Raw genomic sequence first — 25,653 nt, 5'->3', positions numbered from 1 at the left:
CGCCCATGAAAAAGCTGCTGCTGTTAACCCTGTCGCTTATTGGCCTGAATGCCTGCGCCGCGCCGCCGGAAAGTAGCGTCCGCCAACCCAACGTGATTGTGATTCTCGCCGATGATGCGGGCTACGCGGACTTCGGTTTTCAGGGCAGCCGGGACATGCAGACCCCCAATATCGACCGGCTGGCCGCCAGCGGGCGCATCTACAACCAGGCCTATGTCACCACGCCCTTTTGCAGCCCGTCCCGGGCCGGTTTGCTGGCTGGCCGCTACACCCAGCGCTTTGGTTATGAATTCAACCTCACCCACCGGCCACCGAAAGGGGTGGACGACACCTATATGGGGCTGGATGTGGAGGAGAAAACCATCGGCGACCGGATGCGGCAGCAGGGCTACCAAACCATTGCCGTGGGCAAGTGGCACGTGGGGGACTATGCGCAGTTTCACCCCAATGTGCGCGGCTTCGACGAGTTTTACGGCTTTGTCGGCGGGCAGGCACCTTACCACCCGCAAGACAGCAAAAAGCAGGGCAAATCCGCCATCGAACACAACGGCAAACTGCTCACCCCCAAAGCCTACCTGACCGACGACTTTAGCCGGGTGGCGGTGGACTATATCGCACAAAACAAAGACCAGCCGTTTTTCCTCTACCTCGCCTATAACGCAGTGCACACCCCCATGGACGTACTGCAGGCGGATATGGACCGCTTTGCCCATATCAAAGACCCGCAGCGGCAGCGCCTGGCGGGTATGACCTGGGCGCTGGACCGTGGCGTCGGCCAGGTGATGGCGGCGCTCAAAGACAACGGCATTGACGACAACACTCTGGTCATATTTACCAACGACAACGGCGGCGACAAAGTGGGCCTGGCGGCAGACAACGCCCCTCTGAGAGGGACCAAAGGCACCCTGCTGGAAGGGGGCATTCGCGTACCCTTTGTGGCCAGCTGGCCGGGGGTGATTGAGCCGGGTTCTGCTTCGGAGCAGGTTATCTCCCTGTTTGATATTCTGCCTACCGCCCTGGATGCGGCGGGTGTTAAAAAGTTGCCGCAAGCGCTGGACGGCCAGTCACTGCTGGCGGAAACCGAACAACAGCGCGCGCTGTTCTGGCGCTACGACAATATGGCCGCCGCGCGCTCCGGCCCCTGGAAACTGCTGCGCTTCCCGGACCGTCCGGCGCAGTTGTACAACCTGGCCACCGACCCGGGGGAAACCCGCGATCTGGCCAGCGAACAGCAAGAGACCCTGCGGGCGCTGATGAAAGACCTGTTTGCCTGGGAAGGGCAAATGATCCACCCGCGCTGGAATACCGGGCCCTACTGGTCTCAGGAGGATGTGCGCCGTTATTCCGCCGAGCATGTTAAAGCCAGGAATAAGAAGGCGCGCAAGCCTATTGGTGGGCAGATCAGGTAGGCTTCTTCAACTCCCCTGTTGTTCATCTGCTATCAGAGACAGCAGGGGAATGCCAATCAGCTTTTCCTCGTACAAACGAATTTTTTCGTCATTATTTACGATGATGCCGAAAGGACAGTTAAACTCGTTAACAAAATCCCTTATTGGGCGCAGTTTCTTGAGTGGTATTTGTTGGCCATACTTGATCTCGACAGGAATAAGACCGAAATTACCTTCCAGTATCAGGTCGACCTCGGCTCCGCCAGATGTGCGGTAATAGTAAGACGCATACTGAATGCCTGCGCTGTTAAGGGTTCGTAAAATTTCTTCGATAACCAAAGCCTCCCAGCTATGCCCCATTTGTGGGTGAGAGATCAGCCGTTTGGTCGAGGGGATTTGCAATATGTGGTGCATTAACCCCGTGTCCCGCAGGTAGCCTTTAGGGTGTTTGGAAACGCGTTTGCTCAGGCTTTTATTGTAAGCGGGCAGGTTCCGCCAGATGAACGTCCCCTCGGCTATTCTGAAGTAGTCTTTGGCGGTAGGTTGGGAAACGTCAAGGAGGTTGGCGACATTGGAATAGTTTATTATTGACCCGGAATAGCCCGCCAGCAGTTCGATAAATCGCCGGAAGCGCACTTTGTTGAGAGCAGGAAAGAGCCTGCCAATATCTCTTTCAATATAGGTTTTTATGTACTGCTCCCGCCACACCGACTGAAATTTTCCACGTTTCCGAAGCCAGGGCTCTGGGTAGCCACCTTGTTCCCAATAGTCATCTATGGTGGTAGATGCTTCTTTGATATTTGCCGAAGGTATCAGCGAAGGAATTTCTTCGGCTTTGATGCCTGGCTGGAACAACTTGAGCAGGTTCGGAGAAGAAACGTCAAGCGTCTCGGAAAGGCTGAAAGGCGCTACTTCGATAATACCAACGCGACCTGCAAGAGACTCCGAGATCGAGCTGATTAATTCAGGTGAACTGGATCCAGACAGTAAATATTTGCCATAGGCTTGCCTGTCTCTGTCAATGGCGACTCTTAGGGCAGGGAAAAGCTCCGGTAGCAGTTGGGCTTCGTCAATGGCCAAAGGTGAATTGTTCAGTCGCAGAAACAGGTCGGGATCGTGGGCAATTTGTGTGTAATCCGCTTGTGATTCCAGGTCGAAGAAATCGTAATCCCCAGGAACCATTCGCATTAATGTGCTTTTGCCACTTTGACGTGCTCCGATAAGCACAACGCAGGGAAAGTAGCTGAGATACTCCTGGATAAGGGCTTGGTATTGTCTTTTCATACCGTGTAATTTAAAAGTTTAACTTTAGTATTGCAAGGTTTAATTTGTCCTGCGGTAATTTTGCCAAATACATTTAAAATTATTATTTATATGTAAAAGCAAGGGGTATAATGGCGGCTCCCTTCGATAATAACTATCCAGGAAAAAAGCATGGCTGATACGTCAACCACAAGCTCTGCGCAAAGTGCGACTCGCCCTAAAATCCTCACCGGCGACATGATCGCCCCCTTTATTTTGGTGACACTGCTGTTCCCGCTTTGGGGGTTTGCCAACGATGTTACCAATCCTTTGGTACGGGCTTTTAAAGACATTTTCCTGATCTCCAATGCCCAGAGCAGTATGGTGCAGTTCGCCTTCTATCTGGGCTACGGCATTATGGCCATCCCAGCGGCGATTTTTATTCGCAGCTACTCCTACAAGGCCGGTATTCTGCTGGGATTGGGGTTGTATGCGATCGGTGCCTCCCTGTTTATTCCCGCCAGTCTTTATCAGGAGTTCAACTTTTTCCTGATTGCATTATGCGTACTTACCTGCGGGCTGGCGTTGCTGGAAACAACAGCAAACCCCTATATTCTTTCCATGGGGCACCCGGATACCGCCACCCGGCGTTTGAATCTGGCCCAGGCTTTTAATCCCATAGGATCGCTGACGGGTATCTTTGTGGCGTCAACGGTAATCCTCAACCAACTGGAAGTGGAAAAATTTCGTCAGGCAGAAAAGGCGGCCAACCCGGACTACGACAACCTGTTGCCTTCTGTGGTGGACGGCAAGTTAACCGAGGCACTGCATCAGTTCTCAGTCACCGATCCGGTGGCTCACCAGGCTATGCAGGCTGCGGACCTGATTACGGTTCGCGGGCCTTACATCACTATTGCCATTGTGGTGGCGGTTTTGTTTTTGGTGTTCCTGTTCAGCAAGTTGCCCAAAACCATGACTCACGATCACCCTTTGACCAGGCGCGAGCTGAAGGAAACCTTCGGACGCTTGTTCCGCAACAAATGCTACCTGGAAGGGGTGGTGGCGCAGGCGTTTTATGTGGGCGCGCAGATCATGTGCTGGACCTTTATTATTCACTACGGCATGACCAGTATCGGGCTGACCGCCGCCGAAGCTCAGGGGTATAACCTGATTGCCATGATCACCTTTTTGAGCAGCCGTTTTATCTGTACCTTTTTACTGGGTTACATCAAACCCGGGCAGTTGCTGTTTTTCCTTGCGCTTGGTGGTATGGCTTGTGTCCTGGGGGCGATTTTCCTCGATGGTATGGCTGGCCTTTACAGCCTGATTGCCATTTCCGCCTGTATGTCACTGATGTTTCCAACCATCTACGGCATTGCCCTTAAAGACATGGGCGACGATGCGAGCCTGGCCTCTGCTGGCCTGGTGATGGCCATTGTCGGCGGTGCTCTGATGCCGCCCTTGCAGGGCGCGATGATCGATGGCGGCTCAATTATTGGCACCATTCCATCGGTTAAAACCTCCTTCCTGCTGCCGCTGATCTGCTTTGTGGTGGTTGCCATCTACGGCTATCGCGCTCACAACGTGCACAATCGGTAGCAACTGGCTACCTCGTTAGACGTGTACGGGATGGCCACCCAAGATGCCGTAGGATGGATTAGCCGCGAAGCGGCGTAATCCACCAATCAGGGATTAAAACTGGCATCTATCTTCACCATCCGGTGGATTACGCTTTCAGCTAATCCACCCTACGGTTTTGCCTGGACCGGCGATATCCGCAACTCATTGAATTTTTCATTTTTTGGGTGAAGTGGCCTCAATATTGGAGATGATGGTCATTGTGAAAGAAAGTGAAAGTTGTTAAGGTGGGCGAGTTTTCACTTTAAACGAGACTCGCCATGCGCAATACCCTGGAGCGGCGCCAGCAAATTGTTCTTCTTACCCAGAAGCACGGCAGGGTGGTGGTGGAAAACCTGGCGGAACGTTTTGGGGTGTCCAGCGTCACCATTCGCAGCGACCTCAACCACCTCGGTGAAAAGGGTTTTGTGATCCGCTGTCACGGTGGCGCGCTGGCCAACAGCAAGTTGGCCAAAGAGCTGTCAGTACAGGAACGTTATGAGGAGCACCCCGCAGAAAAACGCAACCTGGGGCGCACGGCGGCGGAGCTGATCAACGACGGTGAGTTTATCTTTCTGGATTCCGGCACCACCACCGAGGAGGTGGCTCAGTGTCTTGGTGGGCACAAAGATCTCACCGTAATGACCAACGGCCTCAATATTGCCAACGCGCTGTCTCAGTTTGAGGCCATTGGCGTTATTGTCACCGGCGGCCGGTTACGCAAAAAGAGCATGTCATTTTTTGGCCGCCAGGCGGAACAGAGCCTCAAGCACCTGCATTTCGATAAAGTCATTCTGGGGGTGGATGGTTTCGACCTGAAAACCGGTATCACCACCTACTTTGAACCGGAGGCCTCTCTCAATCGTTTGATGTGCGAGGCGGCCAGTGAAATCGTGGCGGTTACTGATTCTTCCAAATTTGATCGCAGAGGCTTTCACGTTATTGCGTCTGTCGAACAGGTAGATACCGTGGTGACTGACCGCAGTATCCCCCAGGAATACCTTGATGCTTTTGAGGTATTACCCCTGACTCTCTGCCAGGTCTGAGAGCCTGTCTTATCCCGCTTCGTAAGTTGTTCAATCAAACTTAATCTGAAAACTTTCACTTTATAAACGAAAGTTTGCGAAAGTTTTTTTCAAGTGATAGCCTGTGATTCTTAAACTGCGGGCGAGCCTTTTGCTGGCGGTTGAAGTTTAGGAGGAGAAGAAATGAATACTACCACCCGGCAATCGTCTCTGGTGCCTATCACCATTATCGGCATCCTGTTTTTTATGTTTGGCTTTGTGACCTGGTTGAACGGGTCATTGATTCCGTTTTTGCAGATCGCCTGTGAGCTCACCCATCTGGAAGCCTACCTGGTCACACTGGCGTTTTATATTTCCTATTTTGTGATGGCGCTGCCCATGTCGCTGATTTTGCGGCGCACCGGCTACAAAAACGGCATGGTGCTGGGGCTGTTTATGATGGTGGTGGGGGCGCTGATCTTTATTCCCGCGGCGCAATTGCGCATGTACAGCATTTTCCTGCTCGGCCTGTTTGTACTGGGTACTGGCCTCACCATTTTGCAAACCGCCTCGAACCCTTACATTGTGTTGATCGGCCCACGGGAAACCGCCGCGGTGCGTATCAGTATTATGGGTATATTGAACAAAGGGGCCGGTATTGTGGCTCCGGCGGTATTTACGGCGCTGGTGTTTACCGGCATGGATCAGTTCTCCGAGGAGCGCCTGGCGGCACTGGATGCCACTCAGAAGGCCGTAGAGCTGGCAGAGTTGTCGTCCCGGTTGGTCAACCCCTACCTGATTATGGCGGGGCTTTTGCTGCTGCTGGGGCTGTTTGTGAAATTCTCGCCACTGCCCGAGCCGGAGCAGGAAGAAGTGGCCGAGGGTCAGGATGAAGGCAGTATTCTGCAACAACCACAGCTGGTGCTGGGTGCGATTACGCTGTTCTTCTATGTGGGTGCAGAGGTGATTGCCGGTGACACCATCGGTCTGTTTGGCAAGGAACTGGGGGTTGCCAATTTTGGCCAGCTCACTTCTTACACCATGGCGTTTATGGTGACCGGTTATGTGCTCGGCATGGTGCTGATTCCCAGGGTGATCAGCCAGTCAACGGCGCTGCTGATTTCTTCCGGCCTGGGTGTGTTGTTTGCCATTTTATTGCTCGGTGCCAGCCCTGACTCGACAGGCATCTGGTCTGCGTTGTTTGCCTGGACCGGTGTCGGTGCGGTGCCGGATGCGGTGTTGTACGTGGCACTGTTTGGCCTGGCCAATGCATTGGTGTGGCCCGCAATATGGCCAATGGCTTTGCAGGGGCTGGGGCCTAAAAATACAGCTACCGGTTCAGCGCTGTTGATTATGGGGATTGCCGGCGGTGCATTGTTGCCACCGCTGTATGGTGCACTGGCCGATGCCAGTCGCAATCCTCAAAGCGCCTACTGGCTGATGATTCCCTGCTACGGCTTTATCGTGTTCTACGCCCTGATTGGCCACAAGTGGCGTACCTGGGGTGGTAAATCTCAAACTGCATCGTTCACCACAGACTAAACGGACATTTCCATGCAACAACTACTCGATATAGTGGCCGCCAACCGCTCAGGGGCCAGGCGCGGTATTTACGCCATTTGCACCGCTCATCCCATTGTGCTGGAAGCGGCCTTGCGCCAGGGCAAGCAAGACGGCACCCCGGTACTGATTGAGGCCACCGCCAATCAGGTAAACCAGTTTGGCGGTTATACCGGCATGAAACCCGCTGATTTTATGCCTTATATCGCCGCCATTGCCGACAAGGTGGGATTTGACCCTGAGCAACTGATTCTCGGTGGCGATCACCTTGGCCCGGTGTGCTGGTGTGACGAACCGGCAGAACAGGCCATGGCAAAAGCCGATGAATTGATTGCCGCTTACGTGGCCGCCGGTTTCAAGAAAATCCATCTGGATACCAGTATGGGTTGTGCCGACGACCTGGAACCCCTCAGTGACGAAGTCGTTGCCGAGCGCGCTGCCCGGTTATGCGCTGTTGCGGAAAAAACCGCACTGGAAGCCTTCGGCAAGGCCGAGCTGGTGTATGTAGTAGGCACCGAAGTACCGCCCCCCGGTGGCGCCACAGAAGAAATCGACGGCTTGCAGGTAACGCCGGTGAACGAAGTGCGACAAACCGTAGCGGTGCACAAAGCCGCCTTTGAAGCACAGGGTTTGGAGGCTGCCTGGCAGCGCGTTATCGGCCTGGTGGTACAGCCCGGTGTGGAATTTGACCACACCTCTGTACACGACTATCGCCCTGAGGAAGCCCGCGAACTCAGTGGCCTGATCAGCGAAATTCCCACCCTGGTGTTTGAAGCACATTCCACCGATTATCAACCCGACAGTGCTTACGCCAAGTTGGTGGAAGACCACTTTGCGATTTTAAAAGTGGGTCCCCAGCTCACCTACGCACTGCGCGAAGCCCTGTTTGCACTCAGCCATATTGAAGACGAACTGGTGGATGCGCAACAGCGCTCCAACCTGCGGGCAGTGTGCGAGCAGGTAATGCTGGAGCAGCCGAGCAACTGGCAAAAATACTACCCCGGCGAAGAACCCCAGGGGTGCTTGTATCGCCGCTACAGCTACAGTGACCGCATTCGTTACTACTGGCCACAACAACCGATTCAGGCAGCGGTGGCGCGTTTGTTTGGCAACCTGGAGGCGGTGGATATTCCCGAGCCCTTGCTGGGCCAGTATATGCCGCAGCAATACCAGGCGGTACGCAATGCCGGCTTGCCAATCAGCCCCAAAGAATTGGTGATTCATCATGTGATGCAGGTTACCGGGGTGTATGCGGCGGCTTGTGTTTGACCAAACCGCGTCATCGCGAGCGCAGCGTGGCGATCTCGTCAAGCTGGCAGCGGGGCAATGGAGATTGCCGCGGCCTTCGGCCTCGCAATGACGGGCTCAAATTTTACGAGAGTGAAACCATGGAAACCTATCTAGGCCTAGAAGCCGAAACTCTGAAAAACAAAAATAGCTACTGGACGGCCCGGGAAATCACCCAGCAGCCGCAAAAATGGCGCGAAGCCAGTGGCAATATTGCCGCTCGCCGAGAGCAAATCGATAGCTTTATTCAGCCGTTGCTGGCCACCGCCGGGCTGCGCATTATTCTCACTGGCGCAGGCACTTCTGCGTTTGTGGGTGACTCTTTGGCCCCCTGGTTGCGCAAGCACACCAACCAGCGGGTAGAGGCCATTGCCACCACCGATATTGTGGCGGCGCCGGATCAATACCTGCAGGCACATGTGCCTACTTTGTTGGTGTCTTTTGCCCGCTCCGGTGACAGCCCGGAAAGTGTGGCGGCGGTCAAGCTGGCCACTCAACTGGTGGAAAACTGCTACCACCTGGTCATTACCTGTAACCCGGACGGTTACCTGGCGAAAGCATCGCAAAATGACGAGCGCATTTTCTGCCTGTTAATGCCGGAAGGCACTAACGACAAAAGTTTTGCCATGACCAGCAGCTTCACTTCCATGCTGTTTTCCTGCGCCACAGTATTTGTACCCGACCACAGCCAACTGCAAGCGGCTGCCGAGGCCACAGAAGCCTTGCTGGAACAACAACAGGGGGCCATTTCGGAGCTGGCGCGAAAAGACATCGACCGCCTGGTGGTTCTGGGGGCTGGCAATCTGCTGGGTATTGCCCGGGAAGCGTCTCTGAAATGCCTGGAGCTGACCGCGGGTAAAATGATGGTGGCTTTCGACTCGCCGCTGGGCTTCCGTCACGGCCCCAAGTCCATGGTCAACGAAAAAAGCCTGATTGTGGTGATGCACTCCAGCGAAGCCTACGTTGGCCGCTACGACCGCGACCTGCACAACGAACTGCTGCGGGACAAAAAAACGGATCATGTTATTGAGCTGTCGCCGTCAACGCTTGCAGCACAGGGTCTGACGGATCTGGGCTTATCTCTGTTGTATATCGCCTGGTGCCAAACATACGCGTTCTACCGCGCCTGGCATATGGGTATCGGTGCCGACAATCCCTGTCCCACCGGTGAAGTCAATCGCGTTGTAAGGGGGGTGGAAATTTACCCCTTTACCGCCCCGTAATCTGGAGGCAGCCATGCACTATGGGCTGGATGTGGGCGGCACCAAAATTGAGCTGGCCATATTTGACAAACAATTGCAGTTGGTGGATTCCTGGCGAGTGTCTACTCCCACGCAAAGTTATGTGGAATTTCTGGACGCGATTTCCAGCATGGTCTCCAGAGCAGATCGCCTGAGCGAAGGTGAGGGCTCTGTGGGCATTGGTCTGCCGGGTTTTTTTGACGCCGACGACAAAGTGGTGTCCGCCAATGTGCCCGGCATCAATGGCCGGACGCTGCGGGATGACCTGACAACCCGATTGGCGCGACCGGTGGGCTTTGAAAATGACGTCAAGGCCTTTGTGTTGTCAGAGGTGAACAGTGGCTCTTTGAACAACTGCGACACCGGGCTGGGTGTGGTGCTGGGCACCGGCCTTGCCGGTGGTTTTGTCACCCACGGCCACCACCTGCACGGCAGGCAGAATATTGCCTGTGAGTTCGGCCATATCCCCCTGCCTGCGGCGTTGCAGCAAAAGTACGACCTGCCGCTGCGCTTTTGTGGCTGCGGCCTGCAGGGTTGCGTGGAAACCTACCTGTCTGGCACTGGCCTGACCTGGCTGTGCGGCCACTTCGAGTCCGGCTACAACACCGTGGAGGCGATGGTGCAGGGCGTCAAGCAGGGCGAGCCAAAAGCGTTGCAGGTGTTTGATGCCTGGCTGGACTGCCTGGGCAGCTTCCTCGCTCAACTGACCCTGATGTACGACCCGGATGCCATTGTACTGGGCGGCGGACTTTCCAATATCGACGAAATTTATCCGGCGGTTGGTGCCCACATACAGCGTTACCTGTTCCGCAGCGCCACCCCCCCCGCCGTACTGCCGCCCCGGTTTGGGGATTCCAGTGGTGTGCGCGGTGCGGCCATTATGGGTCGGCAGGCCATGGCGGAGGCGCAGTAGTGATGAAAACCGCACTGCTTAACGGCTCAATTTTTGACGGTGAGCAATTGCACAGCGATTGTGCGGTCATCATCGATGGCAACTGTATTGACTCGGTGATTCCCCAGGCAGACGTCCCGGCGGACATTAGCAGTCGCGTCGACCTGCAGGGGCACTGTCTGGTGCCCGGCTTTATCGACCTGCAAGTGAATGGCGGTGGCGGCATCATGTTTAACAGTGCGCCTACGGTAGACACCATTCGCACCATCGTGGCTGGCCACCGCAAGTACGGCACCACCGGCCTGCTGCCCACCCTGATCACCACCAGTTTTGAAGTGATGGAACAAGCCATTACTGCTGTAGAACAGGCCTTGGCGGAAGGCGTGCCGGGGGTGTTGGGCATTCACCTGGAGGGCCCGTTTCTCAATGCCGAAAAAAAGGGTGCCCACGATGCCAACAAGTTCTGCCTGCTGGATCATCAGGGAGTGGGTCTGGTTAGCTCCCTGAAGCATGGCAAAACCATCGTTACCATTGCGCCGGAGCTCAGTTCTGCGGAAATGATTGGCGAACTCAAGTCCCGTGGTTTGACCATTTGTGCCGGACACACCAACGCCGATTACGATCAAACACGGCAGGCGCTGGATGCCGGTATCCACGGCTTCACCCACCTGTACAACGCCATGACGCCACTGCAAAGCCGCGAACCGGGCATGGTGGGCGCTGCGCTGGAAGACCGCAACAGCTGGTTTGGCATTATCGCCGACGGCTACCACATGCACCCGGCGGCATTCTCCGTAGCCGTGGCAGCCAAGCAAAAAGGCGGCGCCATACTGGTGACCGATGCCATGTCCACGGTGGGCGCGGAAGAAAAATCCTTTGTGCTGGACGGCGAAACCATTCACTCGGTGGATGGCCGCTGCGTCAACGCCGCAGGCAGTCTGGCGGGTTCAGATCTGAACATGATGTCGGCGGTCAACAACGCCGCTGAATTTGCCCATATCGACTGGTTTGAAGCGGTGCGTATGGCGTCTCTTTACCCGGCACAGGCTATCGGGTTGGACAACGAACTGGGCTATATCAAACCCGGCTACCGGGCCAGTTTTACCCTGATTAATGACAAACGCCAGGTGGTAAATACCTGGGTGGATGGGGTCTGTTAAAAGCTGACCCCGTCATTGCGAGGAGCGACGCGACGCGGCAATCTCGGCCAGCATGCTGAGGGCTACAAAAGCATTGCGATAAGCGGATGGAGATTGCTTCGCTGCGCTCGCAATGACGGCAACATCTTGAAACAGGTATCAACCCATGGAAGTCATCATTCTCAACAACAGCGATGCCGTCGCCGAACTCGGTGCCCGGCGCATTTGCGAGCTGGTCACTAAAAAGCCGGATGCGGTATTAGGGCTTGCCACGGGCAGCACGCCGATTGCCATGTATCAGCAATTGATTGCGCTGTATCAGCAGGGCAAGGTCAGCTTTGAGCAAGTGTCCAGTTTTAACCTGGACGAATACATAGGCATTAGCCCGGAAAACCCGCAAAGCTACCGCTCGTTTATGAAAGAGCAGCTGTTCGACGCGGTAAACATCGACCAGACCCGCACCCGCCTGCCCACCTGTGACAGCCACCAAAATCCGCGCAAGGTGGGTGCCGAATACGAACAAAGCATTGCCGATGCCGGTGGCATCGACCTGCAGATTCTCGGTATTGGCAGCAATGGCCATATCGGTTTTAACGAACCCACCTCCAGCTTCGCCTCCCGTACCCGGGTTAAAACCCTTACCCAGTCCACGGTGCAGGACAACAGCCGGTTGTTCGCGGAAGGCGAGTTTCAGCCCCACCTGGCCATGACCATGGGTATTGGCACCATCCTCAATAGTCGACGGGTGATACTGCTGGCAACAGGTGAAGCCAAAGCCGGTGCGGTACAGCAGGCGGTAGAAGGCCCACTGTCAGCCATGTGCCCCGCCTCGGCGCTGCAGCTGCACGAACGGGCCACCTTTATTATCGACAGGGCCGCCGCATCGCAGCTGCAGCATATGGACTATTACCAGTGGGTGCACAGTGAAAATGAGCCGCTGGTGGAGCAGTACGGTAATTTTTACGAACTGTAGTGAGGTGGTGGAATAAAAATTTCTTGATGGAGTTACGCATATTGCACTTCAAGCGCTCTTTATAATAATTACATATCGTATATTGTGCGTATCTGACACCTGTGGGGTGCAAATCAAGTGGCAAAAAGCTCGGAAAATGACAGCGAAAATCCGGTGGTGAAAGCCTTTCATCGCTGTCGTGACGCGTTGATTCGATCCATTGTCAAGATGTCGGTACGCCCCGAAGATGTGGATGACATTCTCCACGAGACTTTTATAAAAACCTACACCGCCAACAGCAAACGACAAATACGCTCGCCGGAAGATTATCTTTTTGTGGTTTCCCGCAACCTGGTGTACAGGAGCAGTCGCCGCCGGAGTCGCGAAATCAGTACCGTTATTGACGATGCGCTAATGGAGATTCCGGATTCCAACCTGGATATGGAAATCCATGAGCAGCTCAAATGCGAGGCCATGGTCGATGTATTGGCATCTCTGCCGGATAACAAGAGGCAGGCGATATTGCTTCGTAAGGTATACGGTTTTTCCTCCACTGAAATTGCCAAAAAACTGTCGGTATCCAAAAGCTCAGTGGATAAATATATCGCTGGCGGAATCAAGGAATGTGAATCGCGGTTAAATTCCCGGGGCTATCGTTTTGGCCAGCCGGGTGAAGCCGAGAACCGTTTGGGCAAGGCCCTGCGCAAGGATCGTTCGTGACTAAAAAATACTCCCAAAATACCAAAGTGGCTGAACTGCGTACCATGGATGTGGTAGGGCAAGAGGCGGCGGACTGGTTTGTTAAGCTGGATAACACGCTGGACAATGGCGGCCTGTCAGAGTCTGAATGGCGTGATTTTAAATGCTGGTTGTCAATAAGCCCTCTCCACGGCCAGGTTTTGAAACGGCAGGCGGAGATGTGGAGTGATATGGATTTTCTTGCCCGGGAAATCGATGTGCAGTCCACTCGGGGTTTCTGGGATGTTTTCAGCAGAACCCGATTCTTCCAGAGAGGTGTTGCTTTTGCCTGTGTATTGCTGGTTGCGGTAGCCATATCTGTCTTTTATCCGATTGCCGATGGCGTGGATGTGCAGGACAACCTTTATGCGACGCAAGTGGGTGATAACCGTATTGAACTCTTGTCCGATGGTTCCAGTGTGCATATGAACACCAACAGTCTGATCAAAGTTGAATTCAGTGATACCCAGAGGGCGGTGACGCTGGTTCGCGGTGAGGCCATCTTTGATGTGGCCCATGAGCCTGAGCGACCGTTTGTTGTCTATGCGGATGGTCAGGTGGTTACGGCCATCGGTACCCGTTTTGTGGTGCGTCTGACTTCGGACAAAATTCGCGTCACCGTGACCGAAGGCAAAGTCAAACTGGCGGCAAAACTTCAGGAAAATAACTCATTGCCCGTAGCTGTTAGCCGGGCTCTCGATGTATCGGGTGAACAGGAAGCTGTGCTTCTGGTGCAGGGGCAGCGGGCAGAAGTTACCAAGCAGGGTGAAACCCATACTCCCGTTCTGGTAGAGGTTGATCAGGGTAAACTTGAAAAAGATCTCGCCTGGGTAAAGGGGCGGTTTATTTTTGAGGACGAAAGCCTGGAAACCATTATTGCGGAAGTGAATCGCTATACAAACACCGATGTGGTGTTGGTTGATCCCGGTTTGAAAAATATACGACTCAGTGGCCGCTTTCAGGTGGGTGATACCGAAGCACTGCTCGAAGCCATAGAAATTTCCGCTCAGAATATTAAAATTACCAAACCTGATAATGGCAATACGATATATCTGGAGTCGTTATCTCAATCATTTCCTTGATTTTTTTGGCTTGTAATCGCTGCACCTTTTGGTGCAGTTCGCCGTTGTACGGCGTCACTACCAAGCCGAAAATTCAACGGTTTTATCCTGTTAGCCAGGTCTTTTCAATCCTGTTGTTATCTCCAATCAAATATTTTTTTAAAAAAATAATATTTATGTTACTTAAAAACGGTCCTCGATGCTCTTTAGTATGGTTGCAGTGGAAAGGACCCCATGGTGACTGGTAGGTGAATAATATTATTTCCAGGGCACTTCTAAAAATGCACTATTTCCGCGATAGCGGCGTTGGTGCCGTACTCGAGTCCTCATGTATGTCTTATACACTGCGGGTCTCTGTGCGCCACCGCCTTGCTCTCGCGAAAATATCACTATTTTTAGAAACGCCCTCTATAAAGAAAGTTGTTTTTGGCGCTTTGGGCGTTAGCTGGCTGATGATGGTCGCGGGATATTGCACCGCATCAGATGGTGATAGCCCGGAGCTGGAGTTGAAACTGCCGGAACAAAAAGTGTCTGTTTCACTGAATGTGATTGCAGACCGTTTCGACCACTCTCTGCTCTATTCCAATAATGACCTCAAGGATATCCACGCCCGAGCATTAAGTGGAATCTATACCCTGCCAGACGCACTCGCTTCGTTGCTTGATGGTACCTCTGTCCGAGCCATTGTGACCGATAGACGCGTAATTGTGGTTTCCATTGCGCACAACCAAAAGCAACATGAGGAGAGGGGTGTGAACAAAACCAAACTATCCCAAGGTATTCTGGCTGCACTGGCATCATTGTTTTCTGTCGGTGCTTCGGCTGAAGAATCTCAAGTAAAAGAAAACGCTTCAGGCAAAGAAATATCTGAAGAAATTGTGGTTCGCGGTATTAAGGGTGGCTTGATCAGCTCTGTGAACGACAAGCGCAACAGTGCTGCAATAAAAGACTCGATTACAGCGGAAGATATCGGTCAGCTGCCCGATGCCAACATTGCCGAAGCCCTTCAGCGGGTCACCGGTATTCAGCTGGAGCGCAGTACAGATGGCGAAGGGACTTCTGTACAGGTACGGGGCTTCGTCGCCGACAATGTTGAAATCAATGGTCGCCTGGTTTCCGGTACAGCGGATAACCGCTCCATTAACTTTCAGGATTTGCCATCTGAGTTGTTCGCAGGTATTGAGGTTCTGAAGGCGCCCACTGCTGATAAAGTGGAAGGCTCACTGGGGGGTACGGTTAATCTGAAGACCCGCCGCCCGCTGTCCGGTAAAGAATTTACCGCCTCCATCAACACCAAAGCCAAGTACGCCGAAAATAATAGCGAGTACGATCCGGACATAAACGCGTTTGTCAAAAAGCAGTGGCGCGATACGGATGCTGGTGATTTTGGTGTGGTGGTGAATGTTGCCACCAGCAACGTCAGCTCTCTTGCACAAACCTATGGTGGCGGTGATTTCTCCGATGCAACAGGTATCTGGCTGCGTCGCACTGGCGACTTTACCCCGCCAAATGGTCCTCCTCTGGGCAATCCAAACGGCACCAACCTGTTTGCTCCCGCCCGTGGCGCCGGTGTTTATCAGTTCGACGCCAATGTGGATGTCAACGGCGATGGCGAATCCAACAGCGATGATGTGTATTACATTCCAGGCCAGTTTGGTTTTCTGGAATCGGTGCGTGAATCGGACCGCGATTCGGTCAATGTTTCCCTGCAATGGCAACCCTCAGAGGGGTTGGATTTTTACCTGGACGCCAGCCGCAGCGAAGTGGATGAAGTCTCCAGCGGGGCGCGTTATTCCATCAATACCAATGCCGCCCGCTCTGCGGTGTTGGAACTGGGTGACAACCAGTTTGAGCGCCTCGGTACCACCAGTGAATTTGGTGATGTGTTTGTGCAGACATCCGGTATCGTCGGCAATGCCACTATTCGTGCCGGTGCGTCCCCCTCTATTAACGCCATTGAGCGCGAGTCCGATCAGTTGACATTTGGCGGTAGCTGGAAGTCTTCTGAAACCTTTGAACTGTCTTTTGAGGCAGGTACCTCGGAAGGCACTTCATCCACTGTACAGCAGGGTGCCCTGGTCTACGGTATCGACTTTAACGGCAACAATGCGCTCACCGGTATCGACTTCGCCCAGCTGTTTGAATTTGACCTGAACAGTGGCAGCCGCATTCCCGATGTCACACTGTACGAAGCGCCTTTTGTCGCCACTGCTTTTGGTGTGGATTCCGTAGTTGATCCCGCTGACCTGGTGGCGATTGACCCCAGTGACCCGGATTACGAACGCCTGTCTTACTTCCAGTTCAACCGTGTGGCCAGTGATATTGAAAACACCACTGACTCTTTCCGGTTGGATGGCAAGTGGGAGCTGGATGGTGCTTTTACAGAGTTGAAAGTGGGTGTGCGCTACGGTGAGCGGGCTTTTTCTCGTCGCTTCTTTGAGCGTGGCAATCAGCGCGGTAATTTCCCGTCAACCTTGATTGGGGCTGGTGAAGACCCTCGCGCTCAAATCAATATCCAGGCAATTGCGGTAAACCCTGCTGCTGAAACCGACCCGGATATTCGCGCCGCTGCCGAATTTCTGGCGAATTGCCAGGCCAGTGCTGGTGGTTCAGACTTCTTCGAAAGCGACCCGAGCAGCCTGCCGAGAACCTTTACCGGCACCAACTGTACAGCAGACGAAATATCCGCCGCTTTTGGCCTGATTCCCATTCGTGAAATCGACCCCAACACCGGTGCGGGCGTGTTTGAAAACGCCGGTGAAGGCTTCAATGTTGAGGAAGACACGCTGGCTTTCTACGTATCCGGTAATTTTGAAGGCGAACTGGCCGGGCTGCCCCTGTTTGGTAATGTCGGTGTTCGTTATGTGGATACCGAAACCGTTTCCGCCGGCTTTGCGCCTGACCAGGACGGTGCCCTGGAAGCGGTAGAAATCAGAAGGGACTACAACGATTTCCTGCCCAGCCTGAACGCCAACCTGCAACTGAATGAAGACATGCTGTTGCGCCTTGGTGTTTCTCGCGCACTGGGGCGGCCCAGTCTGGGGCAACTGACCCCGGGGCTGGATGCCACCGAACTTTTCGGAGCCGGTTTGCCTGCGGGTATTAATGGTACAGCGACGGCGGGCAATCCAAATCTGGACCCGGTTCGCGCCAATAATGTAGACCTTTCCTACGAATGGTACTACGGCGATGGCGACCTGTTTTCAGTGGCCTTGTTCTACAAGGATATTGATTCCACCATTGCCCTTGGTGCAGACCAGGAAGAACGGGAACGCGGTAATCAGACTTTCCTGACCCGTACCTTTGAAAACCTCGGAGGCACGCAAATTCAGGGCCTGGAGATCAGCCTGCAAAACACCTTTGATAACCTGGATGGGTTTTGGTCCAACACCGGCGTGGTGCTCAACTACACCTACACGGACGAGGACAGTGACCTGGTGGACCAGGAAGGTGATCAGATCACCCGCCGCGGCCTGTCAGAAAACAGCGCCAATGCCCAGTGGTTCTACGACGACGGCATTTTCAGTGCCCGCTTTGCCTACAACTGGCGAGATGAATTTGTTCGCCGCGAAAATGTCCAGCTCGGTTTTGGCCGCATAGAAGTGTTGCCGGAAGTAGAAGCTGCCCGCGGGCAACTGGACTTTTCGGCCAACTACAATGTGACAGACAATCTCAAAATCAACTTCTCAGCTGTGAATTTGAACGACTCAGAAACTGAGCGTTTTCTCAAGTACGAGCAGTTGACCAACTTCCTGTCACAGCCAGGACGCCGTTATACCCTCGGCGTTATCTACCGCTTCTAATCTGGTTTTATCAGGTAACCAATAGGCCAACCCGTTATCAGTCCGGCGCTACCGCCGGGTTGATAACGGGTGCTCGGAAATATGCAAGGAGTGACCAATTCGTAATCGTTTCAATTTTACGGGCTCCCAAACCGTCTTCGCGAGGAATCAAGCGACAGGGAAATTCGGTGACTATCAGTCAAAGCTGTTGGGTTGCCAGGCTGCGCTCACGATACCATTGTTCAAATTTTGGGTGGTTGCAGGTGTTAGCTTGTTACTGTCCGGCTGTGGTTACAGTGATCAGGAGTCTCAAATAGCAGAGGAGCAGGCATTGCTGGATTGGGAAAACCCTCAAGTGATCGAACGCAACCGCGAGCCGGCAAGGGCGACGTTTTTTGCCTACGAAAGTCCTGCCCTTGCCGCCGCTGGCAAACCGCAGGCGTCGGGTAATTATCAGTTGTTAAACGGTGACTGGAAGTTTCACTGGGTACGCAAACCCGCCGACCGCCCGATGGATTTCTGGAAGGCGGATTTCGACGCCAGTGACTGGGATACCATTCAGGTGCCCGGCAACTGGGAGCTACAGGGTTACGGCGTACCTCACTACATCAACCACCAAACCGTGTTCCCCGCCAACCAGCCAAAAATCCCCCACGACTACAACCCGGTGGGGTCTTATGTGCGGGAGTTGCAACTGCCGGAAAGCTGGCAGGGGCAGCAGGTGTTTATCCATTTCGGCGCGGTGAATTCCGCCTTCTATTTGTGGGTTAACGGCCAGATGGTGGGGTACAGCCAGGACTCCAAACTGCCTGCGGAATTTAATATTACCGAACTCGTAAAGCCTGGCAGCAATCGCATTGCCGCGGAAGTGTACCGCTGGAACGATGGCAGTTATCTGGAAGACCAGGACGCCTGGAGTCTCAGTGGCATAGAACGGGACGTTTACGCCTACGCGGTTCCGCCAGTCCATGTGCAGGATTTTGCGGTGGTTTCCGATCTGGATGACAGCTATAAAAATGGCATTTTCTCGGTCGATATTGCCCTGCAAAACAAAACCGCAAATCCGGCCAATATTGCGATCGATGTCAGGGTGATGGATGGTGACAAAGTCGTTCTCAATAAGCAGTTGGAAAAAACTCTTGCGGTGGGTGCCAGCAACATCAAAGTTTCTGACGTATTGCAAGGCGTGAAGTCCTGGAGCGCCGAAGCTCCCAATCTGTATGATCTGAAAATTGCTGTTACCAATAGCGACAATGGGGAACAGCGCGTTATTCAGCGGCCCATCGGTTTTCGCAATGCGAAAGTGGCCGGTGGGCAGTTTCTGGTGAATGGTGTGCCGGTTTCCATTCGTGGCGTCAATCGCACGGAACACCATCCAACCGGCGGGCGCACCATTACCCGGGAAAGTATCGAAAAAGATATGGCGCTGATGAAATTTCTCAACATCAACGCCGTGCGCACCGCCCATTACCCCAATCAGCCTTACTTCTATGAGCTGGCGGACAAATACGGGTTTTATGTGCTCGACGAAGCCAATATCGAATCCCATGAGTACATGAATATCGGCAATAACGCGGTCAAGAAAAGTAACAACGAAGCCGACCGTGCCCTGCATCAACTGGGTTATCAGCCGGAGTGGGAAAAGGCGCATCTGGCCCGTGTGAGCCGTATGGTGGAGCGGGATAAAAACCACGCGTCTATCGTGCTTTGGTCACTGGGCAACGAGGCAGGGTTGGGTACCGCCTTCGAAAAAGCCACCGATTGGGTGCACCAGAACGGCCCGTCCAAACGCCCGGTCACCTACGGCGGCTGGGGCACGGTCAATGGCCACAGCGTGGTGGACTATGTGGATATTTATACCCCCATGTACGACTCCATTGCCGAGCTGACAGACTACGCATCACAGCCCAGGGAAAAACCATTGATCATGGCGGAATACGCTCACGCCATGGGTAATAGCCTGGGCAACTTTCAGGACTATTGGGATGTGATTGACCAGCACGAGCAGTTGCAAGGTGGTTTTATCTGGGACTGGGTGGACCAGACCCTGTTGGAAACCAACAAGCAGGGCAGGGCTATCTGGGCCTATGGCGGTGACTTTGATGAAAAGTTCGGCCCCAGTCCCAGAGGCGACGATGATAACTTTCTGGCCAACGGTCTTATCCAGCCGGATCGCACCTTTAATCCCCACGCCTGGGAAGTGAAAAAGGTTTACCAACCCATTCGTTTTCGCGCGCTGGATATGGCCAAAGGCAAATTTGAAGTGATCAATCGCCACGATTTTATCGACCTGTCCGGCTTCGATTTTCGCTGGAAAATAGAGCGCAATGGCGACGTCATCAAGCGTGGCGATCTGCCCGGTTTCACCACCGGCCCCCGCAGCGGCGAAGCCTTTACCCTGGCGTTGCCAGAACTATCGCAGCAAGCCGGTGCCCGTGATTACCTGACCTTCGAGGCCACAGCCAAAGCCGGTACGGTAGCCCTGCTGGATGAAGGCCATGTGCTGGCCTGGGATCAAATCGCTTTGGCTGAACAGCCCGAAGTGACGGCGCAAACCGTGGCGCAACTGGCAACGCCAACAGCAGAAGAAGACGCCCGGCAACTGCACATATCCGGCACTCACTACAGCCTCACTTTTGACAAAATCAGCGGCGAGCTGGTGAGTTGGCAGCATCAGGGCAAAGAGCTATTGCAACAGGGGCTTCGCGGCAATTTCTGGCGCGCTCCCACCGATAACGATTCCGGTATGTCAATGCTCAGCGAGCTGGGAATTTGGAAAACCCTCACCGACGAACAGTCATTGATGGCGTTCAGCTACAGCCGTCACGCCGGAGAAATTCGGGTGTCCAGTCAATACCAGTTGGGAGATCTGGCCACCTTCCAGATGGATTTTCGGGTGCTGGGCAACGGCGATATTCTGGTGGATAACCACTTCCAGATGGTGACGGATAGCGCCCCCGATTTGCCACGTGTGGGTGTCAATCTGATACTGGACGGCAGTTTGAAACAGCTGGACTGGTTTGGCCGTGGCCCCCATGAAAACTACCCGGATCGCAAAACCGGTTACGCCATTGGGCGTTATACCTCCACGGTGGCAGAGCAATTCCACGATTATTCCCGCCCTCAGGAAACCGGCAATAAAACCGATGTGCACTGGGTATCGTTGATTGACGGTGCTGGCAAAGGCGTGTTGATCAGCGCGGCTAACGGCATCAATTTTTCAGCCTTGCCACTGCTGCAAAACGACCTGGACCACGACCGCAGCAAGGGCCAGCCGAATTTGCACAGCGGAGATCTGGAATTTCGCGATCTGGTCAGCGTCAATCTGGATGGCCAGCTGATGGGCCTGGGAGGTACCGATTCCTGGGGTGCGCGGCCATTGCAGAAATACCGGGTGCCAGCCAGGGATTATCAGTTTTCCTTTCGTTTAAGCCCTTTTGATGCGGCAGTACAAAAAGCCGAAGCGATGAGTAACAGGGCTTATCGATAAACACTTGCCCCGCGAAGACGTCGTCATCGCGAGCGAAGCGCGGCGATCTCAAGCCAGGCACTCCGAGCCCAGGAGATTGCCACGGCCTGCGGCCTCGCAATGACGGAAGGTGGGGCACCCAAGCTTTTCATTTGAGTGATTTAACAGGAAACAACATGACAACCAGCAAGTTACTTATTGCCGCATTGACGCTGACCCTTAGCTTGTCCGCCTGCGCAGAACAAAAACCCCCCACCGATAAAGCGGCTCAACAACCCAACGTACTGGTGATTCTGGTGGACGATGCCGGCTACCAGGATTTTGGCTTCCAGGGCAGCGAGGAATTTAAAACCCCGCGCATCGACAGCATTGCCAAAGCCGGGGTGAGCTACACCGATGCCTACGTCAGCACGCCTTTTTGCAGCCCATCCCGAGCCGGCTTGCTGACCGGGCGGTACACCCAGCGCTTTGGCTACGAATTCAATTTGACCCACCAGCCCCCCGCCGGGGTGGACGGCAACTACATGGGGCTGGCGGTGGAAGAAAAAACCATCGCCGATCTGATGAAGGCCCGGGGCTATGCCACCGTAGCAGTGGGCAAATGGCATGTGGGCGAGCTGCCACAGTTTCACCCCAACAAGCGCGGTTTTGACCACTTCTATGGCTTCCTCGGCGGCGGTAGCACCTACCACCCGGATAATCCCAAGCGCCAAATCAGGATGGAACGAGATGGCGAGCCGGTCAAACCCCAGAGCTACCTCACTGACGATTTCGCCCGGGAAGCGGCTAGTTATATCGAACAACTCAAAGACCAGCCCTTCTTTATGTACCTGGCCTTTAACGCCGTGCACACCCCTATGGATGTGCTGGAAAAAGATATGCAGCGTTTTGCCCATATCCAAGACTTCCAGCGCCAGCGTTTGGCGGCCATGACCTGGTCGCTGGATCGTGCGGTCGGCACCGTGCTAGACAGCCTGAAAGAGCAGGGCATCGCCGACGACACCCTGGTGATTTTCACCAATGACAACGGCGGCGACCGGGTGGGTTTATGGGCCGACAATACGCCTCTGCGGGGCGTGAAAGGCACTCTACTGGAAGGCGGTGTGCGGGTGCCCTTTGCCATGCGCTGGCCCGGCGTTATCGAAGCCGGTTCGCAATCCTCACAAACCGTTTCCCTGCTGGATATTCTGCCCAGCGCCCTGTCTGCTGCCGGGGCGGAAGTACCCGCCAATATCGATGGTATTTCTTTATTCAACGACACCAAAAAACCGCGCCCGTTGTTCTGGCGCTACGACAATATGGCCGCGGTGCGCGATGGTGACTGGAAATTACTGCGTTTCCCGGATCGCCCGGCGCAACTCTATAATCTGGCCAAGGATATTGGTGAAGCAAACGACCTGGCCGCCGCCGAGCCGGACAAGGTGCTGGAACTGATGCAGGTATTGCACGCCTGGGAAGGGCAGATGATTCACGCCCGCTGGAATACTGGCACCTTCTGGTCCCAGGAAGATGTGCGCCGTTACGATGACGAACATGTGCACCAGGCTAACCAGAAGGCTAGAAAACAACTGCGCGAAGACTACTACTAGTGCTGCAAGTTAATTCTGCCGGGTGCAGTGCCCACAGGCCTTTTCAGACACGCTGTGCTTTCGTTATTAAGTAAGCATCCTTGTACGCTCGGTGGCCGCTATCCCTGCGGCCAACGGTCTGAAAAGGCCTGCGGGCACTTCACCAGTACACTCAACAATATTAAATTGAAAGACTATTACAGTGAATAGAGCCTTTATTGAGAAACTGCTCTGCGGCGTAGCAATCGCCGCAACAAGTCTGTTTTCCGCCCTCGGCACTGCCGCCGAAAAGCCCAATCTGATTGTGATTCTAACCGATGATCAGGGCTACGAAGATGTGGGCTTTAACGGCAGTAAAGACATCAAGACGCCACACATTGATCGCATCGCCAACGAAGGCGTGCGCTTTACCAATGGCTACGTCAGCTACTCCGTGTGTGGCCCCAGCCGGGCCGGGTTGCTAACGGGCCGCTATCAGGACCGCTTCGGCTTTAGCCGCAACCCGGTGGTTGACCCCAGCGACCGGACCGCCGGGCTGCCCCTGCAGGAACAAATGATTTCCGAGGTGCTGCAACCCCGGGGCTACATCTCCGGTATTGTCGGCAAGTGGCATATGGGCACCCACAAGCAGTTTCGCCCCAACCAGCGTGGCTTCGACTATTTCTATGGCTTCCTTTCTGGCGGCCACCGTTACTTGCCTGAAGAAATTACCATTGAAAGCATCGAGGATGCAGTTAAACAAAACCACTGGGACTGGTACCGGACACGCCTGCTGGAAAACGAAACCAGGGTGGATATTGATGAATACCTGACGGACGAACTGTCCCACAAAGCGCTGGAATTTATTGAACGGGAAAAAGACAAACCGTTTTTCCTCTACCTGGCCTACAACGCCCCCCACGGCCCTTTGCAGGCGACTGAGCAATATCTGCAACGCAACCAGCACATTAACAACCTCAAACGCCGTACCTACGCCGGTATGATTACGGCGGTGGACGATGGGGTTGGCCGCATCCTCGACAAACTCGAACAACTGGGCATTGACGACAATACCCTGATCTTTTTCCTCTCCGACAATGGCGGCCCGGTTAAAGATGGCGCAGCCAGCAACGCGCCGTTAAAAGGGGGCAAGGGCAGTTATTTTGAAGGTGGCATCCGGGTACCTTTCGCGGCGCGCTGGCCCGGCAAGATTCCCGCCGGAGTGGACTACCATCATCCGGTTATTTCCCTGGATATTCTCGGCACCATGGCGGCGCTGACTGGCGCAAAAACTTCCCCGGAACGTCCCCTGGATGGTGTCAACCTGATGCCCTATCTCAACGGCGACAAAAAGGGCAAACCGCACCACAGGCTGTTCTGGCGCAAATACGATGGCCAATCGGTGTTTATGCGCGAAGGGCACTATAAGTCCATTCTCGATAGTCGCAACCAGTACCACATCCTCTATAACCTGGAAAAGGATATTGGCGAAAACAACAACCTGCGCAAAAAGAAAAACAGCAAATACCGGAAAATGGTGAAAGAAATGGAAGCCTGGCACAGCGAGATGGTTGATCCGCCTTTCCGCCCGTTACAGGGCTTTGATAACCCCCGGCAGCAGAGGGAGCAATAGCTATGTTGGGCAAGAGGTGTTTTCTGTGTGCTGCGTTGTTTTTCTGTGTCGGCATGCCGCTGGCCGCCGAAACCGCCGACTATCAACTGGTCTGGCAGGATGAGTTCGATTGCCAGGAACGCTTGGATGATTCGAAATGGGGCTACGAACAGGGCTTTGTACGCAATCAGGAGCTGCAATGGTATCAACGAGATAACGCCTACTGCGAAAACGGCTTGCTGGTCATTGAGGGGCGCCGGGAACAGGTCGTCAACACCCACTACCAGAAAGACAGCAAGGACTGGCGTCGCAACCGCAAACAGGCGAATTACACCTCCGCGTCTGTCAATACACGGGGCAAACACGCCTGGCGTTACGGGCGTTTTGAAATACGCGCGAGAATTCGCGCCGAGGCCGGGCTGTGGCCGGCTATCTGGTTTCTGGGGGTGGAGGGCGGCTGGCCCAGCAATGGCGAAGTGGATTTGATGGAGTATTACCGCAATACCATTTTGGCCAATGTCGCCTGGGGTCCGAACAACCCCATTCGAACCGTCTGGGACAGCACCAGAATGCCCGTGGAGTTGCTGGGCGATAGCAACTGGGATCAGGATTTTCACACCTGGCGCATGGACTGGGATAAAAACCACATCAAGCTGTATCTGGATGATCAGCTGCTGAATACCACCGATATTCGCCATGTAAAAAACCCACCGGGCACGGTTCCCCGGGAGCCTTTCCAGCAACCCATGTATATCCTGTTGAACCTGGCAATTGGCGGCCAGGGCGGTGACCCGGGCAAAACAGGGTTCCCCAGTCGTTATGAAATTGATTATGTCAGGGTTTATCGCCGTAAATGAACCGGGTGGGCAAGTTGTAGGGTGGATAAGCCGCGAAGCGGCGTAAGCCACCAATCGTGGGTCAGAATTGGCAGCCAAGCAACAGGGTGGCGCCTCTTTACCCGGCACAGGCCATTGGGTTGGACAAAGAGCTGGGCTATTTCAAATGTCGGCGATGTGCCCGGCTTCTGCGTTGCAATTGCACGAACGAGCCACCTTTATTATGGAGAAGGCTGCAGCGCCCAAACCACAACACTTAAATTATTACCAGTGGGTACATTCTGAA

At 54.2% G+C, this 25,653-nt stretch carries 17 protein-coding genes; 16 read left to right on the top strand and 1 reads right to left on the bottom strand.

The annotated features are described in order from the left end of the window. The first annotated feature begins 5 nt into the window (after nucleotides 1-5). On the top strand, nucleotides 6-1,409 hold the full coding sequence (locus ACVBEJ_RS02620) for a sulfatase (RefSeq protein WP_447128041.1): 1,404 nt from the start codon (nucleotides 6-8) through the stop codon (nucleotides 1,407-1,409). A 6-nt stretch (nucleotides 1,410-1,415) separates the two neighbouring features. Here ACVBEJ_RS02620 and ACVBEJ_RS02615 read toward each other — a convergent pair whose 3' ends face one another. Then, entirely contained in the window at nucleotides 1,416-2,672 is a 1,257-nt protein-coding gene (locus tag ACVBEJ_RS02615) for an ATP-binding protein (protein WP_447128040.1), read from the bottom strand. Nucleotides 2,673-2,822: 150 nt separating this feature from the next. Between ACVBEJ_RS02615 and fucP the strand changes: the two genes are divergently transcribed. The 15 genes from fucP (at nucleotide 2,823) to ACVBEJ_RS02540 (ending at nucleotide 25,388) form a co-directional block, all read left to right on the top strand. Then, complete coding sequence (gene fucP / locus ACVBEJ_RS02610) at nucleotides 2,823-4,229, top strand: L-fucose:H+ symporter permease (protein WP_447128039.1); 1,407 nt, start codon at nucleotides 2,823-2,825, stop codon at nucleotides 4,227-4,229. A gap of 299 nt (nucleotides 4,230-4,528) precedes the next feature. Next, nucleotides 4,529-5,293 (top strand): transcriptional repressor AgaR, encoded by a 765-nt coding sequence (agaR, locus tag ACVBEJ_RS02605; RefSeq protein ID WP_447128038.1) that lies wholly within the window; start codon nucleotides 4,529-4,531, stop codon nucleotides 5,291-5,293. 162 nt (nucleotides 5,294-5,455) lie between these two features. Then, nucleotides 5,456-6,793: a sugar MFS transporter gene (locus tag ACVBEJ_RS02600; protein WP_447128037.1), complete on the top strand. Its 1,338-nt coding sequence runs from the start codon at nucleotides 5,456-5,458 to the stop codon at nucleotides 6,791-6,793. 12 nt (nucleotides 6,794-6,805) lie between these two features. Continuing rightward, complete coding sequence (locus ACVBEJ_RS02595; protein ID WP_447128036.1) at nucleotides 6,806-8,080, top strand: D-tagatose-bisphosphate aldolase, class II, non-catalytic subunit; 1,275 nt, start codon at nucleotides 6,806-6,808, stop codon at nucleotides 8,078-8,080. Nucleotides 8,081-8,199: 119 nt separating this feature from the next. Next, nucleotides 8,200-9,321, top strand: a complete 1,122-nt coding sequence (locus ACVBEJ_RS02590) for an SIS domain-containing protein (RefSeq protein WP_447128035.1) — start codon at nucleotides 8,200-8,202, stop codon at nucleotides 9,319-9,321. 13 nt (nucleotides 9,322-9,334) lie between these two features. Further along, entirely contained in the window at nucleotides 9,335-10,252 is a 918-nt protein-coding gene (locus tag ACVBEJ_RS02585; RefSeq protein ID WP_447128034.1) for an ROK family protein, read from the top strand. A gap of 2 nt (nucleotides 10,253-10,254) precedes the next feature. Continuing rightward, nucleotides 10,255-11,391 (top strand): N-acetylglucosamine-6-phosphate deacetylase, encoded by a 1,137-nt coding sequence (nagA, locus tag ACVBEJ_RS02580; RefSeq protein ID WP_447128033.1) that lies wholly within the window; start codon nucleotides 10,255-10,257, stop codon nucleotides 11,389-11,391. A 145-nt stretch (nucleotides 11,392-11,536) separates the two neighbouring features. After that, on the top strand, nucleotides 11,537-12,343 hold the full coding sequence (gene nagB, locus ACVBEJ_RS02575; RefSeq protein ID WP_447128032.1) for a glucosamine-6-phosphate deaminase: 807 nt from the start codon (nucleotides 11,537-11,539) through the stop codon (nucleotides 12,341-12,343). Between the two features lie 117 nt (nucleotides 12,344-12,460). Beyond that, nucleotides 12,461-13,042 (top strand): RNA polymerase sigma factor, encoded by a 582-nt coding sequence (locus ACVBEJ_RS02570; protein ID WP_447128031.1) that lies wholly within the window; start codon nucleotides 12,461-12,463, stop codon nucleotides 13,040-13,042. Beyond that, nucleotides 13,039-14,142 (top strand): FecR family protein, encoded by a 1,104-nt coding sequence (locus ACVBEJ_RS02565; RefSeq protein WP_447128030.1) that lies wholly within the window; start codon nucleotides 13,039-13,041, stop codon nucleotides 14,140-14,142. Before ACVBEJ_RS02570 ends, ACVBEJ_RS02565 begins: the two co-directional genes overlap by 4 nt. A gap of 431 nt (nucleotides 14,143-14,573) precedes the next feature. Next, nucleotides 14,574-17,924 (top strand): TonB-dependent receptor, encoded by a 3,351-nt coding sequence (locus ACVBEJ_RS02560; protein WP_447128029.1) that lies wholly within the window; start codon nucleotides 14,574-14,576, stop codon nucleotides 17,922-17,924. Between the two features lie 250 nt (nucleotides 17,925-18,174). Then, nucleotides 18,175-21,393 (top strand): glycoside hydrolase family 2 TIM barrel-domain containing protein, encoded by a 3,219-nt coding sequence (locus ACVBEJ_RS02555; protein WP_447128028.1) that lies wholly within the window; start codon nucleotides 18,175-18,177, stop codon nucleotides 21,391-21,393. Between the two features lie 155 nt (nucleotides 21,394-21,548). Further along, complete coding sequence (locus tag ACVBEJ_RS02550) at nucleotides 21,549-22,961, top strand: sulfatase-like hydrolase/transferase (RefSeq protein ID WP_447128027.1); 1,413 nt, start codon at nucleotides 21,549-21,551, stop codon at nucleotides 22,959-22,961. Nucleotides 22,962-23,142: 181 nt separating this feature from the next. Beyond that, nucleotides 23,143-24,552, top strand: a complete 1,410-nt coding sequence (locus ACVBEJ_RS02545) for a sulfatase-like hydrolase/transferase (RefSeq protein WP_447128026.1) — start codon at nucleotides 23,143-23,145, stop codon at nucleotides 24,550-24,552. A 2-nt stretch (nucleotides 24,553-24,554) separates the two neighbouring features. Continuing rightward, on the top strand, nucleotides 24,555-25,388 hold the full coding sequence (locus ACVBEJ_RS02540; RefSeq protein WP_447128025.1) for a glycoside hydrolase family 16 protein: 834 nt from the start codon (nucleotides 24,555-24,557) through the stop codon (nucleotides 25,386-25,388). Nucleotides 25,389-25,653: the final 265 nt, after the last annotated feature.

Source organism: Porticoccus sp. GXU_MW_L64, from assembly GCF_052983295.1.
This window is presented reverse-complemented; position numbering and strand designations above follow the sequence as displayed.

Coding starts and splice junctions, on each gene's coding strand:
- ACVBEJ_RS02620 (WP_447128041.1), top strand. CDS start 6: ATGAAAAAGCTGCTGCTGTTAACCCTGTCGCTTATTGGCCTGAATGCC.
- ACVBEJ_RS02615 (WP_447128040.1), bottom strand. CDS start 2,672: ATGAAAAGACAATACCAAGCCCTTATCCAGGAGTATCTCAGCTACTTT.
- fucP (WP_447128039.1), top strand. CDS start 2,823: ATGGCTGATACGTCAACCACAAGCTCTGCGCAAAGTGCGACTCGCCCT.
- agaR (WP_447128038.1), top strand. CDS start 4,529: ATGCGCAATACCCTGGAGCGGCGCCAGCAAATTGTTCTTCTTACCCAG.
- ACVBEJ_RS02600 (WP_447128037.1), top strand. CDS start 5,456: ATGAATACTACCACCCGGCAATCGTCTCTGGTGCCTATCACCATTATC.
- ACVBEJ_RS02595 (WP_447128036.1), top strand. CDS start 6,806: ATGCAACAACTACTCGATATAGTGGCCGCCAACCGCTCAGGGGCCAGG.
- ACVBEJ_RS02590 (WP_447128035.1), top strand. CDS start 8,200: ATGGAAACCTATCTAGGCCTAGAAGCCGAAACTCTGAAAAACAAAAAT.
- ACVBEJ_RS02585 (WP_447128034.1), top strand. CDS start 9,335: ATGCACTATGGGCTGGATGTGGGCGGCACCAAAATTGAGCTGGCCATA.
- nagA (WP_447128033.1), top strand. CDS start 10,255: ATGAAAACCGCACTGCTTAACGGCTCAATTTTTGACGGTGAGCAATTG.
- nagB (WP_447128032.1), top strand. CDS start 11,537: ATGGAAGTCATCATTCTCAACAACAGCGATGCCGTCGCCGAACTCGGT.
- ACVBEJ_RS02560 (WP_447128029.1), top strand. CDS start 14,574: ATGATGGTCGCGGGATATTGCACCGCATCAGATGGTGATAGCCCGGAG.
- ACVBEJ_RS02550 (WP_447128027.1), top strand. CDS start 21,549: ATGACAACCAGCAAGTTACTTATTGCCGCATTGACGCTGACCCTTAGC.
- ACVBEJ_RS02540 (WP_447128025.1), top strand. CDS start 24,555: ATGTTGGGCAAGAGGTGTTTTCTGTGTGCTGCGTTGTTTTTCTGTGTC.